Here is an 18,215-nt window from a genome sequence, read left to right on the forward strand (position 1 = left end):
TGGGTGGATATCTGCCGGAATGGCAGATTTTTAGAACCGATTTCTAATGGATTTAGAACCGGATTACTGGGTGGGGATGCTCCGGATTATGCATACATTTCGTTTGTTGTAGACTACACTTAGCAATAGAGTATATATATGGCAGAATACTATGATTTTTAATTCGTTATTTATTTGACCTTGTAGGGGCGAACCTATGCGTTCGCCTATTTCTTTGGGCAGACACATGGGGCTGCCCCTACACAGTCCATAAACATTACGTTATTGTGGAATCGAACAGTAATTTCCTGATAATAACCAATTTACGATTAAAAATCTAAAAAAAATGGAAGGGGGAGATGTAGGGGCGAACCTATGTGTTCCTTATTTCTTTGGGCAGACACATAGGTCTGCCCCTACACAGTCCATAAACATTACGTTATTGTGGGGTTGAACAGTAATCCATTGATAATAGCCAATTTATGATTAAAAATCTGAAAAAAAAAATGGAAGGGGAGATGTAGGGGCGAACCTATGTGTTCGCCTATTTCTTTGGGCAGACACATGGGGCTGCCCCTACACAGTCCATAAACATTACGTTATTGTGGGGTTGAACAGTAATCCATTGATAATAGCAATTTATGATTAAAAATCTGAAAAAAAAAGAGGAAGGGGAGATGTAGGGGCGAACCTATGTGTTCGCCCATTTCTTTGGGCAGACACATGGGTCTGCCCCTACACAGTCCATAAACATTACGTTATTGTGGGGTTGAACAGTAATCCATTGATAATAGTCAATTTATGATTAAAAATCCGAAAAAAAATGGAAGGGGAGATGTAGGGGCGAACCTATGTGTTCGCCTATTTCTTTGGGCAGACACATGGGGCTGCCCCTACACAGTCCATAAACATTACGTTATTGTGGGATCGAACAGTAATCCATTGATAATAGCAATTTATGATTAAAAATCCGAAAAAAAATGGAAGGGGAGATGTAGGGGCGAACCTATGTGTTCGCCCATTTCTTTGGGCAGACACATAGGTCTGCCCCTACACAATCCCTGTTTTTATCATATTCCTACAAATTTATCTAGTATATGAGCGTCTTTCTCTCCTTGGAAAGACTACAATTCATAACTCATAATTCATAACTTATAACTCATAACTCTTTCAAACATGGCTAAATACACGGAAAAACTAACAGACAAAATCGTATCGCTAATAGAAGAAGATACCTACACGGTTGCCGAAATATGTAACCATCTGAAAATAACCCGAAAGTCGTTCTACGAATGGAAAGAAAAGAAGCCGGAATTCAGGGAAGCGGTAAATAAAGCTATCGAACGCCGTAACGAAACATTGGGAATTATAGCCCGCAACTCCCTGAAACGCAAACTTGAAGGCTATACCCTGACCGAAGTGCGGACTACATATATCCCCGACAAGGACAATCCTGACAAACTAATCTTAAAATCGCGCATAGTAAAAGAAAAGGAATACGCACCCGATACCCATGCTATACGGCTGACCCTGCTGCCAAACGATACAAAGCCAATGGGGGTAAAGGAGGAACCTGCTGCCCTGACAATCATCGTGCGCGATACAAAAACAGCCGAACAGCTGAACTTGCTACAGAATAACCTGATGCATCCTAAACAAAAAGGAGAACCTTACCATCCCGCGCCCGGTACGGAATCTGCAGAGAAAACAAGTAACAGTTGCGAGGAGGTTGCGGGCCAAGCCTGCACCGGCAACAACACGGCAGACATAAAAGACGAAAAGCGTGCTGAACCCGAAGTAAAAGCCGAAAGCCCCGATGACCTGGTCTGTGTGGATAGGAATGATGTGCCACCGGGCTACCTTTTCCGTGTAATAAAAAGAAGCGAGCTTAGGCCGGGAGAGGCATATAAGAATTATGCGCCTTTCTCCGGCGTTAGCCTTCCCCAACCTAAACGAAAACCTAAAAGCCCTGATGATTTGGTAAGGGTAAGGAGGGACAGTTCGGGTTATACCTGTATCATAAAAAGGAGTGAGCTGATGCCCGGAGAAGCTTTTAAGGATTATGTGCAGGACAAAAAGTAACAATTGGAAACGATATGAGATGTGTCACCTTTGTCACTTTTTAACAATCAACAATCAAAATAGAAAAATACAATGCTATCGTAATTGAGCCTAGGGAAACGCCTAATGCGGTCAAGCTAAGGGTTTTTCACCTCTCTGTCATGCTAGGAACGAAGCATCTCTTGTCGTCAAAGTGCTTTTAAGAAAAGAGATCCTCCACTATCGTTCAGGATGACAGGGTATAAGATCTCCTTCATTTGAAGGCATTGGGCAACAGAGTAATAGATTTAAAATTTGTATGGATATTTTTTGTCATATACTCAGCACTTTTGTCACTTTCTTACAAAGCGGGCAAAGATACTCAGCGGAAGGTTCTTTCCCGATCTTTCAGGTATAATCAGCTCACCAAACCAACGCTCTTTGACATCAGGGAAATAATCTTTTATCAGGTTTTCGGCTATCACGGCGGAAAAGCCCATAGAGTACAGGTTCAGTATCAGGAAAGAGGCCGAGCCTTCGAGCAACTGGCTGCAAAGCGACATCAGTTCTGCTATGTTCTCTTCCAACACCCATTTTTCGCCGTCAGGGCCACGGCCATAAGCAGGAGGATCGAGTATGATACCGTTATATTTCTTCCCCCGTTTTACCTCTCTGCGGCAGAATTTGAGGGCATCCTCCACTATCCAGCGGATATTGTCCAGACCGGAGGCCTCCATATTCTCGCGCGACCATGTGATTACCTGCTTTACAGAATCTACATGGGTTACATCTGCGCCCGCGCTTTTGGCCGCTATGGAAGCACCACCTGTATAGGCAAAGAGATTCAGTACTTTCGGTTCGGTAACGTCGAGTTCTTTTATCGTGTCGTAAATAAAATCCCAGTTTTCGGACTGCTCGGGGAAAATACCCACATGCTTAAAGGAAGTAAGCCCCAGACGGAATTTAAGGTTCATCTCCTTATACCGGTAGCCTATGAACCACTGGTCTGGCATTCCTTTCTTCTGAATCCATACGCCTTTGTCGTTGCCGTCTTGCGCAGCTTTGCCCTTTTCTTTCCTGAAAGTAGCATCGGCACTACTCTCCCACTCTACTTCGGGCAAGGATTTACGCCATACGGCCTGCGGCTCGGGGCGCCGGATAATATATTTACCGAAACGTTCCAGCTTTTCGTAATCGCCCGAATCTATCAGTTCGTAGTCTGTCCAATGTTGTGGTGTGAGTAATTGCATGTAAATGAGTTATGAGTTATGAATTATGAATTATGAGTTAACAGTATACAAGATACGACTTGCCTACTTATTTATACAGTACATCACAATATTCTATATCCTGCTGTAGGGCATCCCTTGTGATTGCCTTAAATAAGGACAAGCGAGCAGGGACACGCCACCGCCCCTACATAGCTTACTAGCCATATTTATTTTTGTCAGGTACTGTGCTTATTCATTATTTTTTCTTCAAAAATGCATTCAAAAGCTGCTTGGCGATAGGAGCTACCACGGTCGTAGCCATTTTACTCCAGAATCGTTTATTCTCGGCAGCGTTCTTCTGGTCTATTTTAGCCTGTTCGCGTTGTGCCCTTTCGGCTTCTTTTTGTGCCTGAGCCTGTGCTTTAGCCTGTGCGGCCTGCTCCTTAGCCTGAGCGGCTTGTTCTTTTTCACTTAATACTCCTTGCAAGCGCTCTGTAAGGATTTCATAAGCCGACTCCCGGTCTACCGCCTGTGCATAATGCCTGTAAAGCAGCGAACTTTGCGTCATCTGTGTGCGGGCTGCTACGTCAAGCGGCCCAATCTGGCTTTCGGGAGGCAGGATGTATGCCCTCTCCACCATATTAGGGCGGCCTTTTTCATCCAGAAAAGAGACTAATGCTTCGCCCGTACCAAGGTCTGAAATAGCCTGCTCGGTATCGAACTTCGGATTTGCACGGAATGTCTGGGCGGCTACCTTTACGGCTTTCTGGTCTTTGGGCGTATAGGCACGCAAGGCATGCTGCACACGGTTTCCCAGCTGCCCCAGTACCGAGTCGGGTATATCGGCAGGAGTCTGTGATATGAAGTAGATACCTATCCCTTTGGAACGGATAAGGCGGACTACCTGCTCTATCTTTTCCAATAACGCTTTTGGCGCATCGGTAAACAGCAAGTGCGCCTCATCGAAGAAAAAGACAAGTTTCGGTTTATCAGGGTCTCCAACTTCGGGCATTACTTCAAACAGTTTGGTCATCAGCCACATCAGGAATGTAGTGTAAACCCTTGGCGAATTCATCAGTTTATCAGAAGCCAGGACATTGATGACACCCTTCTCTCCCACTGTCTGAATCAGGTCGTCTATGTTCAGGTTCGGTTCACCAAAGAAGCTGTCGGCTCCATCATGCTCCAAAGCGATCAACCCGCGTTGGATGGCGCCGATACTGGCTGTAGAAATATTACCATAGCCTGTGGTATAACGATTGGCATTATTGCCTACATATTCCAGAAGCTTTTGCAGGTCTTTGAGGTCTATGATTTCCAACGATTCATCTTTAGCTATCTTAAAGATAATGGTCAGAACGGCAGACTGCGTATCATTCAGCGATAAGAGACGGCTCAACAAGAGAGGCCCCATATCTGCCACTGTAGCCCTGATAGGCGCGCCCTGTTCTCCAAACACATCCCAAAACTGAACGGGAAAAGCCTGGAACCTGAAGCCCTTATCTGCCAACTTATAAGATTCTACACGCTGGGTAACACTTTCCTTATTTCCTCCAACTGCAGCCACGCCTGAAAGGTCGCCTTTAACATCGGAAGCAAAGACAGGCACACCCATTTCGCTGAAAGTTTCGGCTAAAGTCTGTAGTGTTACGGTTTTCCCCGTACCCGTTGCCCCTGTAATAAGCCCGTGGCGGTTAGCCATTTTGGGAACTAAGCAGACCTCTTTTTCTGAGGAGATAGCTACAAAAGCTCTTTTTTCGTTGTCAAACATTGGATTATATTTTTTAAGTTTGTTTTCTCTTTCTTATTTAAAGTAAAATGACGCGAAAAAGTTCGTGAATGTTATCACAAAAATAGTGATTTATTGTAATTGTACTGAAAAGATTAAGAGAAAGCTTAACTTTGATAAAAAATAAATTATTGGGCATACCGTACAAAATATGGATATGGGCAGAAAATAACCCGCTGAAAGCAATTCTTATTGCTGGTATCTTTGTCCGTCTGCTGGTAGTATTTCTATACCGGCATGTGACGCTTTACCCCGACAGTGAAGACTATATAGTTCTGGCTGAAAGGATTTTAAGCCTAAACCTATCCGGCTATGAAGGGCAACGCTCTCCGGGATACCCGCTTTTACTCGCTATAGGCAACATATCCCACATCGTAACATGTAGCATGCAGCTAATAGCAGGGACGGTTAATCTATTGTTATTCTACCGGTTAAGTTTATCATCAGGATTGAGTAATAAAGTATCGCTAATTACCACCCTCCTGTTATGCTGCTATATACCCGCCATATTTTTTGAAGTGGCTATACTGACCGAAACAATTACGTTATTAAGCATCACGCTGATATTTTACCTGTTTGTGAGAATCAGAATAGGGCAGTCGAAACAGTATATACTCCTGAGCCTGACATGTGGCTTTCTGGTATTGATAAAACCGTTCTATGTATTCCTGCCTCTACTGTTGTTCTTATTTTCTCTATCAGGGAATACTTCTATCAAAACGGTGTTTTTCAAATCCATTTATATAGCAATCGTTCCGGTTATCTTCTTTCTGGGATGGTCTTATGTGAACAAAGTGAATACCGGGCATTTTACTTCCACCACTTTCTACGGATTTAACCTTGCCCAGAATTGTGTCAGTTTCGCAGAAAATACTACCCCTGAATATGCGGAAATAGGTAATATATATGCGAAATACCGGGACAACAGCGTATCGGACAAAGAGGCTGCTATGACTATCTGGGAGGCGTATCCCGAACTGGAAGCCAAAACCGGATTGTCATTCCCCGGCCTGTCGGAGAAGCTATACGACTATAGCATCGCTACTATCAGGATGAATCCGGCTGCATATATCAAGCAGGCATTCGTATCATGGCGCGACTTCTGGAAAACGTCCTTATACTGGGAATATGACAGTTTCGCTATTTCGGGAGCAAATGATATTGTACTCTATATCTGTTATGCCGAAAGGGTTTTGCTACAGTTAATAAAGATACTGTTCGTCCTGCTTATCCCATACAACATCATTTCGGCAATCAGGAAAAGGAGAGTTGAACCTCAAGTCGTAATTTCAATCATTGTTTTCACTGCCTCTGTTTTGCAAGCCATGATAACTTATGGTACGAACTCCCGTTTTAGTTTTCCGTTCGAGATGCTTGTTGTTCTGGCAGTTATACTCAACCTTAGAAACATCCGGATAAAGAATAAACGTTTTATATAAAGCCAACTGTGACTTTTTTTGATTATTCGCGACATATTATAGAAAAGAAAAATTAAACATTATAACCTAATTTATGAAACACTTAGAATACGCTCTTGGAAAAGACAATCAATTTTGGAAATATATAATAGTACTGTTAGTCAGCCTTATCGCATCCAACTTTATCGGTATAATGCCATATATGATTACAGCTGTAATCATCGGGACATCGAACGGACTACAGGCTGATGCTGTTTTGATGAATATAATGGACGCAAAACATATAGGTATGTCGCCCAATCTAAGCCTGTTCCTTTTACTAATAGCTTTTGTTGTCGCATTCTTCACATTGATTCTCTTCATAAAGCTTCTCCATCATCAATCTATTCAGGAAGTGATAAATGGTACTAAAAAGATAAGGTGGAACAGGATATTCTGGGGGACAGGAGTATGGGCAGCCCTCTTATTAATTTCATTTATTGTAAGCTATATATTAAGTCCAGACAACTTTGTTTTACAATTTGACCTTTCTACTTTTATTCCCTTGTTCTTCATCTCTATACTGATGATTCCGTTACAAACATCTTATGAGGAACTTACCTTCCGCGGATACCTTGCCCAAGGGATAGGACGCGTCACAAAAAGCCGCTGGATGGCACTGCTTATTCCTGCTATACTTTTCGGTCTGATGCATGTGGCTAATCCTGAAGTAAAAGAGTTTGGCTTTTGGATTATGATGCCTCAATATATTATGTTCGGTCTAATATTCGGACTGGTAAGCATACTCGACGATGGTATCGAATTGGCTCTGGGGATGCATGCGGCTAACAATATATTCCTAAGCCTGACCGTAACCCATTCCTCATCAGCTTTGCAGACATCGGCAATTTTCAATCAGAAAGAAGTAGATCCTACATACGGCCTCATAGAACTTATAGTATTCAGTCTCATCGTTATTGCATTCTTCTATAAGAAATATAACTGGAACTTTTCTGTATTGAATAAGAAGATAGAAACGGATAAAGAAGATACGGAAACTGTAGCTATTGATTAATTGCTTGTGGGATTTTCAGCATTCCTTCCTTCGAAATTGCTGTATAAATAGAAACTTATGCATTAAAAATCACTACTTTTGCATATTAAATAATACAGAATATATAGGTCTGAGACCTTTAAATTAATTGATAGTGATTTCAGTAGAAGGACTGACAGTAGAATTCGGATGTTTTACCCTCTTTGATAGTATTTCGTTTGTAGTAAATAAAAAGGAAAGGATCGCCCTTGTAGGAAAAAACGGGGCGGGAAAATCCACTATGCTCAAAATATTCGCCGGGCTACAACCTCCTACACGAGGCAGTGTGTCCGTCCCCCGGGATGTAACAATTGGTTACCTGCCCCAGCACATGACGTTAAAAGAGGGGAATACAGTGATGGAAGAGGCAGCGTTTGCGTTCTCCCATATCCAGCGGATAGAGACCGAACTGGAACAGGTAAATAAGCAGTTAGCCGAACGTACCGATTACGAATCGGAAGCTTATCATAACCTGATAGAGAAGTCAACATACCTGAATGAGCAATTTCTGATGTCGGGAGGAAATAACTTCGAAGCCGAAATAGAGAAAACGCTGACCGGACTTGGTTTCAAAAGGAGTGACTTTATCCGCCAGACCAGCGAATTCAGCGGAGGATGGCGCATGCGTATAGAGCTGGCAAAGCTTTTGCTGCAACGGCCTAATGTACTATTGCTGGATGAGCCTACTAACCATCTGGATATCGAGTCTATACAATGGCTCGAAACATTCCTTTCCACACGAGCCAATGCGGTCATATTGGTGTCGCACGACCGTGCGTTTCTCGATGCCGTGACACAACGCACAATAGAAATATCACTAGGGCGCATTTACGATTACAAAGTACCATATTCCAAATATGTAGAATTAAGGAAAGAGCACCGTGAACACCAGATGCGGGCTTTCGAGAACCAACAGAAGCAAATACAAAAAACGGAAGAATTTATCGAACGTTTCCGCTACAAGGCAACGAAGGCAGTACAGGTACAATCACGTATTAAACAACTGGATAAGCTGGAACGGCTGGAAGTAGATGACGAGGATAACGCCATGCTTAACCTCAAATTTCCTCCTGCGCCACGTTCAGGTTCTTACCCGGTCATTGCTGAAAATGTAGAAAAAAGCTATGGCGACCATCTTATTTTCAAGGACGTAACGCTGACTATCCACAGAGGGGATAAAGTAGCCTTTGTAGGGAAAAACGGCGAGGGGAAATCAACCTTGGTAAAATGTATAATGAGTGAAATCGACTTCAAGGGAAAGCTTGAACTGGGACACAATGTCAAAATTGGGTATTTCGCTCAAAATCAAGCCCAATTACTAGACGAGAACCTGACCGTCTTCGAAACAATCGACTATGTAGCCACTGGCGATATCCGCACGAAGATACGTGATATACTGGGTGCTTTTATGTTCGGGGGAGAAGCTTCGGATAAAAAGGTAAAAGTATTGTCCGGCGGGGAACGTAGCCGTCTGGCTATGATACGCTTATTACTTGAGCCTGTGAACCTGCTTATTCTGGATGAGCCTACCAACCATCTGGATATGCGTTCGAAAGACGTACTGAAAGACGCCTTGAACGAGTTTGACGGCACAGTGATTGTCGTATCGCACGACCGAGATTTCCTTAACGGGCTGGTAGATAAAGTTTATGAATTTGGAAATCAACAGGTAAAAGAACATCTGGGTGGAATCTATGAATTCCTCGAAAAGAAAAAGATGGATAGCCTGAAAGAACTCGAAGTTTCAACAAATACGATAAAGGAAGCCGGCAAACCTACCGAACAACAATCAGCAACCAAACTATCGTACGAAGAGCGGAAAGAGCTTAGCCGCCAAATCAAACGGATAGAAAAACAGATTGCCGATATAGAGCAGTCTATTGAAAAGAAAGAAAGTGAAGTGGCAGAAATAGAATCCCGTCTGGCAACTCCAGAGGGTGCAGCCGACACTACCCTCTTCGAAAAACATGGCTCGCTAACCAAGGAATTGCAGGATGACATGTCAAGATGGGAAGAACTTGAAGAACAGTTAGCAGTTAGCAGTCAACAGTTAGCGGTTGATAGTTGACAATGGACAATTAATTCATAATTCATAATTCATAATTCATAATTCATAATTCATAATTCATAATTCATAATTCATAATTAAAAAGTATGAGAACCTTATTATCAACATTGTTGTTATTGTTTACAATGATCCTATCGGCACAAGAAATAGAGGAAAACATACTCGAAAACAAGACTTACATCGAGCGTATGGCTTATTTCAAGGCAAACCCGCTGAAAAAGGGGCAAATAATCTTCTTAGGAAACAGCCTTACCCAAGGCGGAAAATGGGATGCATATTTCCCTAACCAAAAGCCTGCAAACAGAGGTATTGCAGGAGATAATACCTTAGGTATGCTCTATAGACTGAATGAAATAATAAATGCACAGCCGGCAAAGTTATTCCTGCTTGCCGGAATAAATGATATTTCACTGAACAGGACAAATGAAAAGATTATGACAGGTATCAGGTCTATTATCTATCAGCTAAAGTCTGGTTCTCCCGGTACAAAGATATATGTGCAAAGCCTGTTGCCTATCAACAATGATAGAAACATCTATAAACGGATGCTGAATAAGGAGAAGCAAATAGATGAACTGAATAAGGAACTACAAAAGCTATGCGCACAGGAAGGGATTACATTTATCAATATCCATCCTGCATTTCTGGGTGGAGAAAGGCTACTCGATGCCAAATATACAACAGACGGGCTGCATCTCAACAACAATGGATATACTGTATGGGCAGACCAGATACGAAAATATGTAGAAGAGTGATGACAGTTAACAGTCAACAGTCAACAGTTAGCAATAGACAATTAATTCATAATTCATAATTCATAATTCATAATTCATAATTCATAATTCATAATTCATAATTCATAATTCATAATTCATAATTCATAATTCATAATTAAAATATCAGATATATGAATAAAATCTTATTTTATCTCCCGATTGCCGCTCTCGCAATTACACATGTAAGCTGTAAACAAAAGGCAACGGCACAAGACTCTAACAGCGATACCGAAAACATCGCGGCAAAATTTGATATCGCCAATCTGGATACTACAGCTATCCCCGGCAACGACTTCTACCAATACGCCACAGGAGGTTGGGCAAAGGCAAACCCGATAAAAGATGAATATGCCCGCTACGGTTCATTCGACCAATTAGCAGAAAGAAATCAGGAGCAGGTAAAAGGCCTGATAGAAGAACTGGGCAAATCAAAACATGCACAGGGTTCAGTCGCTCAAAAGATCGGGGACTTATTTGCAATGGGTATGGATAGTGTGAAACTGAACGCCGATGGAGCAAAACCATTGCAGCCCCAACTGGATAATATAAATAAAGCAACCACAATAGCCGACATCGTAAAACTGACAGGAGAATTAAGAAAATACGCAAGGTCTCCTTTCTTCGGGCTATATGTAGGAGCTGATGACAAGAACAGCTCTATGAACATCGTCCAGCTATATCAGGGTGGCTTAGGATTAGGCGAACGCGATTACTATGTAGCGCAGGACTCTACATCCGTAGCCCTTCGGGACGGTTATCTCAAACTGATAAAAGCCCAGTTCGTAAATGCCGGTTACAACGAAGGCGATGCGCAGAAATCAGCCGATGCCGTTCTGAAAATAGAAACGGCTTTAGCGAAAGACCACTTCAAAAAAGAAGATACAAGAAAACCTGAACTGAACTATCATAAAATGAAGGTTGCCGACCTGAACAAATCCGTTGCGGATTTTGAGTGGGAATCCTTTTTTGATGCGGCCGGAGCAAAAGGCTTTACAGATGTAAACGTGGCTCAGGTAAAGCCTGTCGCTACTGCAATAAATTTGATCCATTCACTTCCTATCGAAGAGTCTAAAGCATACCTTTCATGGTGTTTAATCAATTCCGCTGCATCTTATCTTAGCGATAACTTTGTGAATACAAACTTCGACTTCTATGGAAAACAGTTGAGCGGACGTAAAATATTGCAACCACGCTGGAAACGCACAGTAAGCACAGTAGATGGAGCTTTGAGCGAAGCTGTAGGCCAGATGTATGTGGAAAAATACTTTCCGGCAGAAGCGAAGGAAAGAATGCTGAAACTGGTTAAGAACCTACAGGAAACGCTTGGCGAACGAATCAACAACCTGACGTGGATGAGCGATGTAACGAAGGCGAAGGCACAGGAAAAACTGAATTCATTTACAGTAAAGATCGGTTATCCTGACAAGTGGAAAGATTACACAACCCTTGAAGTTAAGAAAGATTCTTACTGGGAAAATATTGTACGTGCCAGTGAGTTCGACTACAATGAAATGATAAGGAAGATAAACAAACCCGTTGACAAAAGCGAATGGCACATGCCTCCGCAAATGGTAAACGCTTACTATAACCCTACAACGAATGAGATCTGCTTCCCTGCCGGTATCCTGCAACCGCCATTCTTCTATCTGAATGAGGATGACGCAGTAAACTACGGGGCTATTGGCGTTGTTATCGGTCACGAAATGTCTCACGGGTTCGACGACCAGGGCTCTAAGTATGACAAAGAAGGAAACCTTGCTGACTGGTGGACAAAAGATGACTCTAAGAAGTTTACAGAAAGAGCACAGATACTTGTCCAACACTTCGCTAAGATTGAAGTACTTCCGGGTGTATTCGCCAACGGAGAATTTACCTTAGGCGAAAATATCGGAGACTTCGGCGGCCTGCAAATATCATTCAATGCTTTTGAGAAGACTGAAGAAGCCAAAAAAGGCGAAACGATTGACGGGTTCACTCCTGCTCAACGTTTCTTCTTATCTTACGCCGGAGTATGGGCAGGAAATATACGTGACGCTGAAATCCTCCGCCGTACAAAAACAGACCCTCACTCTCTGGGAAAATGGCGTGTAAACGGAGCGCTTCCTCATGTAGATGCCTGGTACAAAGCATTCAACATAACAGAGAAAGATTCTCTTTATCTGCCAAAAGAAAAGAGAGCCGACATCTGGTAATAAAAAATACGGCTAAATGTAGTGAAAGGTTCGGTTCTGCCGGACCTTTTCTTTTTTCATCCGGATCATATTGTTAATTTAAGCCTTCTCCAATATTCTATTTTTTGTCATGTACTGTGCAAAAGTGACAGTTTTTTCATTACTATTATCTGTTACTTTTTTCCTCCAACTATATCAAAGAACGCTTTATATAAGACAATTTTCTACGAAAAAACAACAGGCTACTACAAAAAAAGTGACAGCCACCCCCCAATAATCAACCTGTCCCGAAGGGACTGAACATAGATAACCACGGGTAAAACCCGTGGCAGGGACAGACCGAAAAACATGTCTCCGTAGGAGGCAAATAGCGAAAACCAACCCCGTTCGCCTCCTACGGAGACGGTCTATTCCTTTCAGCTTTTGCCACGGGATTTACCCGTGGTTATCCGGATTAGACCGCTTCGCGGACTTGTACTATAAAAAGTGACAAAGGTGACACTTTTTTCATTACTTTTACCTGTTACCTTTTTTCCTCCAATTATATCAAAGAACGCTTTATATAAGACAATTTTCTACGAAAAAACAACAGGCTGTACTACAAAAGGTGACAGCCACCCCCCAATAATCAACCTGTCCCGAAGGGACTGAACATAGATAACCACGGGTAAAACCCGTGGCAGGGACAGACCGAAAAACATGTCTCCGTAGGAGGCAAATAGCGAAAACCAACCCCGTTCGCCTCCTACGGAGACGGTCTATTCCTTTCGGCTTTTGCCACGGGATTTACCCGTGGTTATCCGGATTAGACCGCTTCGCGGACTTAGATGCCTGACTGTAAAACAGAAACAACAGGCTGCTGCAAAAAAGTGACAATTGAATTGAAAATCGACGGAGTCAAAATCGGCAGAGCGAAGCGGAGCCAAAGGTGCTTAGTACATGATAAAAAATATATACTATCATTCTAACCCTTCCCCCTTCGGGGACTTCCCTTTATCAAAAGGGAAGAGTGCCTGACGGATCAAACGGCATCTGTCTTCGCTTTGCGACTCTCCCCTCACTTCTCCCTCTCCTTTTGGGGAGGGCCGGGGTGGGGTCGGGAGTGCCCAAAGGGCGAGGGGTTGAACCTTAATATTCTATTTTTTGTCATGTACTAAACAAAGGTGGCACTTTTTTCATTACTTTTCCCTGTTACTTTTTCCTCCGATTCTATCAAAGAACGTTTTATGTCCCGGAGGGACGGAACATAGATAACCACGGGTAAAAACCCGTGGCAGGGACAGGCCGAAAAACATGTCTCTGTAGGAGGCAAATAGCGAAAATCAGTCCCGTTCGCCTCCTACGGAGACGGTCTATTCCTTTCAGCTTTTGCCACGGGATTTACCCGTGGTTATCCGGATTAGACCGCTTCGCGGACTTAGAAGTCTGACTGTAAAAACAGAAATAACAGGCTGCTGCAAAAAAGTGACAATTGAATTGAAAATCGACGGAGTCAAAATCGGCAGAGCGAAGCGGAGCCAAATGTGCTTAGTACATGATAAAAAATATATACTATCATTCTAACCCTTCCCCCTTCGGGGACTTCCCTTTATCAAAAGGGAAGAGTGCCTGACGGATCAAAAGGCACCTGTCTTCGCTTTGCGACTCTCCCCTNGGAGGGCCGGGGTGGGGTCGGGAGTGCCCAAAGGGCGAGGGGTTGAACCTTAATATTCTATTTTTTGTCATGTACTAAACAAAGGTGACAGTTTTTTCATTACTTTTACCTGTTACCTTTTCCCTCCGATTCTATCAAAGAACGCTTTATATAAGACAATTTTCTACGAAAAAACAACAGGCTGTACTACAAAAGGTGACAGCCATTCCCCAATAAACAACCTGTCCCGGAGGGACGGAACATGGATAACCACGGGTAAAACCCGTGGCAGGGACAGACCGAAAAACATGTCTCCGTAGGAGGCAAATAGCGAAAACCAACCCCGTTCGCCTCCTACGGAGACGGTCTATTCCTTTCGGCTTTTGCCACGGGATTTACCCGTGGTTATCCGGATTAGACCGCTTCGCGGACTTAGATGCCTGACTGTAAAACAGAAACAACAGGCTGTACTACAAAAAAGTGACAAAGGTGACACTTTTTTCTTTACTTTTCCCTGTTACCTTTTTCCCTCTGATTATATCAAAGAACGCTTTATGTCCCGAAGGGACTGAACAAATGTGACACCTGTCTAATATATCAAAGAGCTCTCTTATATTAGATATTTTTATACAGAAAAGATAACAGTCAGGAGTTCACAGCGGGTTCTTTTTCTATCAGTTTTTCAAACTCTTTACGGCTTCCTACAAAGGCATTCAAATCCACCATCGTATTAATGCCTTTTACTTTTCCTTTATTGGTATATTGCCAGAATAACCAGCCGCGCCCGTCCGGCAGCTTGGGCTTCGACACTATATCCCTTATCCATATAGGGTTTTCAGGGAACTGATTGACCAAATAGTTCTTATAGAACTCATTTGTTGTATAAATGAGGACTTTACGCTGATAATGGTTTTCAATAATCTCAAAATATTTGGCGATCTCGGCGATAATATCTTCTTTTCGGTTTGCTTCGTGACAATTACCGCCATATTCCAAATCTATAATGGGGGGTAAATCTATGCTGTCTTTGGGCACATAATGGATATAGTTCCGTGCCTGCTCGTCCCCGTCTTTACAAAATGTAAAGAAATGGTATGCCCCCACAGGGATATTATGATGTATAGCTTCGCGCCAGTTCTCCTGAAACAGGGAATCTTTATGGTTTCCGCCTTCCGTCGCCTTTATAAAGGCAAACTGAACCGCCTGTTTATCGAGTATTGCCCAGTCTATCCGCTGCTGATGGTGCGATACATCTATACCCTGTACAGGATATTCTTCGAACGACGGATAATTCATACGGATATAGCCCTTAGTATAGGCATAATAGAATCCCACGGAGGCAATAATGGCAATGAAAGCCATACCGGAGAGAGAATATATGATAATCTTCTTTTTCATATTAAGATTAAAGTTAATATGATATTATTACTTTAAGATAAGATAATACACACTTTTTTCTTTCGAAATGCAGAAATTATATTTATTTTTGATAAAAATTACTAATCTTCAAAAAGTTGCATTATGTCAGAATTCAATCAGGAAAATCAAAATTATCAATCTTCTCCTTATCAAATGAATTATAATCAGATGGATAATCTGGATGAATTTTCCAGACCCAAAAAACCTGACAACAACCTGGCTCTCTCTATAGTAGGTACTGTATTGGGCCTATGTTCCCCATGCTGTATCGGACTGATATTGGGTATTGTCGCCATCGTATTTTCTACTCAGGTAGATTCAAAATATAATATGGGAGACTATCACGCAGCCCAAGGCAACGCGCAAAAAGCTAAAATATTCGCTTTGATCGCTATCGGACTGTTTGCCCTGAACCTGATTTATCTAATCGTAGTACTTATAACAGGAGGAATGGATGCTGTAATGGGTTCGTACAAGGAGTACCTTGATCAGATTAACTAATCAGAGAAATATATTATATTTATGAGGGTGTGTCAAAAGTAAAATTACACTATCAAAGTGTTACCCCCTTTATCATTGGCTCCGCTTCGCTCTGCCAAACGCTGTTTCTGAGTGTAACGAAGGATCTCGACCCTCCGGACACGGGATGTCTCACTCCGTTCAGCATGGCAAAGAGATAGAAAAAACTTTTGACACACCCTCATTTCTTATATGAGAAAATATATTGGCTACATTATAACCATAGCGATTCCGCTGATCGTTGGTTTTATCTACTACAGATATTACGGTACTACGGGCGACATCTGGAGTAAACAATGTAGTTTTCATGAACTGACAGGATTGCAATGCCCCGGATGCGGAGGCCAACGCGCCTTTTATTTTCTCCTGCATGGGGATATATTACAAGCGCTGAGGTATAACCTCCTGCTGATAATTATACTACCGTTTCTGCTCTATATCTATTTCCTTTTGGCACAGGTATATATACTGAAGAATAAGAATTATCTCAAATACTTTAACTTTTCGGGAAAGATCGGATACATCTTTATAGCGGTATTAATCGTATTTTTTATCCTAAGGAACATACCGGCATCGCCTTTTTCTTACCTGTCGCCACCGTGACCGGCAAAAGAAAAGTAGCTTTCGCCACCCTTCTCTACAATATTTTCTTAAACCGTTCGAGGAACACGTCCGCCTGCGCGATAGTCAGGCAAAGAGGAGGCAATAAACGGAATACATGCGTTCCTGTAGCCCCTGTAAACACCTTTTCTTCGAAAAGCAACCTGGAACGCTTTTCTTTGACAGGCTCGTCAAATTCCATCCCTATCATCAGCCCTCGTCCACGCACGTCCTTTATCTGAGGGAATTTCCTCAACTCCTGCATCAGGTATTCGCCTACATTATACGCGTTATCTATCAGCTTTTCATCTTTCATTATGTCCAACACCGCGATGGCCGCGGCACATGCCAGATGATTACCGCCAAAGGTAGTACCCAATTGCCCGTACACAGCCTTAAACATAGGATTAATCAATACGCCTGCCATCGGAAAACCATTACCGATACCCTTTGCCACGGTTATTATATCCGCTTCTATTCCGGCATACTGGTGGGCAAAGAACTTGCCGCTACGTCCGTACCCCGATTGTATTTCGTCCAGAATAAGGATAGTTCCGGTTTGGGTACACACTTCACGAAGTTGTTTCATAAAACTATCGTCCGGTATCTGTATTCCGGCAACGCCCTGAATACCTTCTATCAGCACCGAAGAATATTCTTTTGTAGCCAGTTCCTTCTTTACAAATTCAATATCATTGAACGGGGCAAATACATAATTCGGATTTATATTCACAGGCGCCAGATACGCAGGGGTATCCGTTGCCGCTACGGTAGCCGATGTACGCCCGTGGAAGGCTTTCCTGAAAGCCATTACCTTTTTGCGCCCGTTATGAAAGGATGCCAGCTTTATGGCATTTTCGTTGGCCTCCGCGCCTGAGTTGATCAGAAAAAGGAAATAATCGGGATAACCGCATTGTTCGCCAAGTTTCTGAGCCACTTCTTGTTGCAGTTTATTAATGACGGAGTTTGAATAAAAGCCCAGTTTATTCAACTGGCCGGTCAGCTTTTCCACGTAGTAGGGATGTGTATGCCCTACCGAAATCACGGCATGGCCTCCATAAAGGTCAAGATATTCATTCCCCTTGTCGTCGTATACATAACAACCTTTCCCTTCTACGATATTGATATCGAATAATGGAAATACATCAAATAGTTTCATTTCTCTCTTATATATTTAGTTACTTATGCGAATTAGTATTTGCTTTTATTTAAATTATATGTTCAATTTCATTAGTCGTTTTACATACGCTTCGCTCCTGTGAACGTTGTTTGTCGTCACTCGGCATAACATGAATTTTTAATTCAGTTCTGCCCTCGCTACTTAAAACGTTCTTTTAATTTTTATTCTGCGCGCAATCACAGATTGCTTACCTTACTTTTGGCCAAAGCTCCAAAAGTAAGCAAAAAAGCATTGCGCCCCGCTTTGCCGTACGACCCACCATCGGTTTGCCGGCTGAATGAAGTGATGAAAGATTCATCATTGCGATAATTGGCAGACGATGCTTAAAAGCGCCCGCACT

At 42.5% G+C, this 18,215-nt stretch carries 12 protein-coding genes; 8 read left to right on the forward strand and 4 right to left on the reverse strand.

What is annotated here, in order from left to right; genetic code table 11:
* The first annotated feature begins 1,155 nt into the window (after nucleotides 1-1,155).
* On the forward strand, nucleotides 1,156-2,061 hold the full coding sequence (locus D0T84_RS03530; RefSeq protein WP_185155679.1) for a phBC6A51 family helix-turn-helix protein: 906 nt from the start codon (nucleotides 1,156-1,158) through the stop codon (nucleotides 2,059-2,061).
* 311 nt (nucleotides 2,062-2,372) lie between these two features.
* On the opposite strand, the gene D0T84_RS03535 is transcribed toward D0T84_RS03530, so the two are convergent.
* Together D0T84_RS03535 and D0T84_RS03540 are read right to left on the reverse strand one after the other, a co-directional pair.
* The gene (locus tag D0T84_RS03535) at nucleotides 2,373-3,269 is read right to left on the reverse strand and encodes a class I SAM-dependent methyltransferase (RefSeq protein ID WP_163306096.1); all 897 of its coding nucleotides are present in this window, start codon (nucleotides 3,267-3,269) and stop codon (nucleotides 2,373-2,375) included.
* 217 nt (nucleotides 3,270-3,486) lie between these two features.
* Nucleotides 3,487-5,001 (reverse strand): helicase HerA-like domain-containing protein, encoded by a 1,515-nt coding sequence (locus D0T84_RS03540; protein ID WP_163306098.1) that lies wholly within the window; start codon nucleotides 4,999-5,001, stop codon nucleotides 3,487-3,489.
* A 131-nt stretch (nucleotides 5,002-5,132) separates the two neighbouring features.
* Here D0T84_RS03540 and D0T84_RS03545 point away from each other — a divergent pair, with 131 nt between their 5' ends.
* The 5 genes from D0T84_RS03545 (at nucleotide 5,133) to D0T84_RS03565 (ending at nucleotide 12,545) form a co-directional block, all read left to right on the forward strand.
* Nucleotides 5,133-6,458 (forward strand): hypothetical protein, encoded by a 1,326-nt coding sequence (locus tag D0T84_RS03545; RefSeq protein ID WP_255495158.1) that lies wholly within the window; start codon nucleotides 5,133-5,135, stop codon nucleotides 6,456-6,458.
* A gap of 73 nt (nucleotides 6,459-6,531) precedes the next feature.
* Nucleotides 6,532-7,491, forward strand: coding sequence for a CPBP family intramembrane glutamic endopeptidase (locus D0T84_RS03550; RefSeq protein WP_163306100.1), 960 nt, complete (start codon nucleotides 6,532-6,534; stop codon nucleotides 7,489-7,491).
* A gap of 133 nt (nucleotides 7,492-7,624) precedes the next feature.
* Nucleotides 7,625-9,577: an ABC-F family ATP-binding cassette domain-containing protein gene (locus D0T84_RS03555; protein ID WP_163306102.1), complete on the forward strand. Its 1,953-nt coding sequence runs from the start codon at nucleotides 7,625-7,627 to the stop codon at nucleotides 9,575-9,577.
* An 86-nt stretch (nucleotides 9,578-9,663) separates the two neighbouring features.
* Complete coding sequence (locus D0T84_RS03560) at nucleotides 9,664-10,332, forward strand: GDSL-type esterase/lipase family protein (protein WP_163306104.1); 669 nt, start codon at nucleotides 9,664-9,666, stop codon at nucleotides 10,330-10,332.
* 152 nt (nucleotides 10,333-10,484) lie between these two features.
* Nucleotides 10,485-12,545, forward strand: a complete 2,061-nt coding sequence (locus tag D0T84_RS03565) for a M13 family metallopeptidase (protein WP_163306106.1) — start codon at nucleotides 10,485-10,487, stop codon at nucleotides 12,543-12,545.
* A 2,257-nt stretch (nucleotides 12,546-14,802) separates the two neighbouring features.
* On the opposite strand, the gene D0T84_RS03570 is transcribed toward D0T84_RS03565, so the two are convergent.
* The gene (locus tag D0T84_RS03570; protein WP_163306108.1) at nucleotides 14,803-15,555 is read right to left on the reverse strand and encodes a GH25 family lysozyme; all 753 of its coding nucleotides are present in this window, start codon (nucleotides 15,553-15,555) and stop codon (nucleotides 14,803-14,805) included.
* 123 nt (nucleotides 15,556-15,678) lie between these two features.
* Here D0T84_RS03570 and D0T84_RS03575 point away from each other — a divergent pair, with 123 nt between their 5' ends.
* On the forward strand, nucleotides 15,679-16,077 hold the full coding sequence (locus tag D0T84_RS03575) for a CD225/dispanin family protein (RefSeq protein ID WP_163306110.1): 399 nt from the start codon (nucleotides 15,679-15,681) through the stop codon (nucleotides 16,075-16,077).
* Nucleotides 16,078-16,287: 210 nt separating this feature from the next.
* Nucleotides 16,288-16,698, forward strand: coding sequence for a DUF2752 domain-containing protein (locus tag D0T84_RS03580; protein ID WP_163306112.1), 411 nt, complete (start codon nucleotides 16,288-16,290; stop codon nucleotides 16,696-16,698).
* A 34-nt stretch (nucleotides 16,699-16,732) separates the two neighbouring features.
* On the opposite strand, the gene D0T84_RS03585 is transcribed toward D0T84_RS03580, so the two are convergent.
* Nucleotides 16,733-17,854, reverse strand: a complete 1,122-nt coding sequence (locus D0T84_RS03585; protein ID WP_163306114.1) for an aspartate aminotransferase family protein — start codon at nucleotides 17,852-17,854, stop codon at nucleotides 16,733-16,735.
* Between the last annotated feature and the right edge of the window lie 361 nt (nucleotides 17,855-18,215).

It is taken from the genome of Dysgonomonas sp. 521, from assembly GCF_010501055.1.
GTDB lineage: Bacteria > Bacteroidota > Bacteroidia > Bacteroidales > Dysgonomonadaceae > Dysgonomonas.

Coding starts and splice junctions, on each gene's coding strand:
- D0T84_RS03530 (WP_185155679.1), top strand. CDS start 1,156: ATGGCTAAATACACGGAAAAACTAACAGACAAAATCGTATCGCTAATA.
- D0T84_RS03535 (WP_163306096.1), bottom strand. CDS start 3,269: ATGCAATTACTCACACCACAACATTGGACAGACTACGAACTGATAGAT.
- D0T84_RS03540 (WP_163306098.1), bottom strand. CDS start 5,001: ATGTTTGACAACGAAAAAAGAGCTTTTGTAGCTATCTCCTCAGAAAAA.
- D0T84_RS03550 (WP_163306100.1), top strand. CDS start 6,532: ATGAAACACTTAGAATACGCTCTTGGAAAAGACAATCAATTTTGGAAA.
- D0T84_RS03560 (WP_163306104.1), top strand. CDS start 9,664: ATGAGAACCTTATTATCAACATTGTTGTTATTGTTTACAATGATCCTA.
- D0T84_RS03565 (WP_163306106.1), top strand. CDS start 10,485: ATGAATAAAATCTTATTTTATCTCCCGATTGCCGCTCTCGCAATTACA.
- D0T84_RS03570 (WP_163306108.1), bottom strand. CDS start 15,555: ATGAAAAAGAAGATTATCATATATTCTCTCTCCGGTATGGCTTTCATT.
- D0T84_RS03575 (WP_163306110.1), top strand. CDS start 15,679: ATGTCAGAATTCAATCAGGAAAATCAAAATTATCAATCTTCTCCTTAT.
- D0T84_RS03580 (WP_163306112.1), top strand. CDS start 16,288: ATGAGAAAATATATTGGCTACATTATAACCATAGCGATTCCGCTGATC.
- D0T84_RS03585 (WP_163306114.1), bottom strand. CDS start 17,854: ATGAAACTATTTGATGTATTTCCATTATTCGATATCAATATCGTAGAA.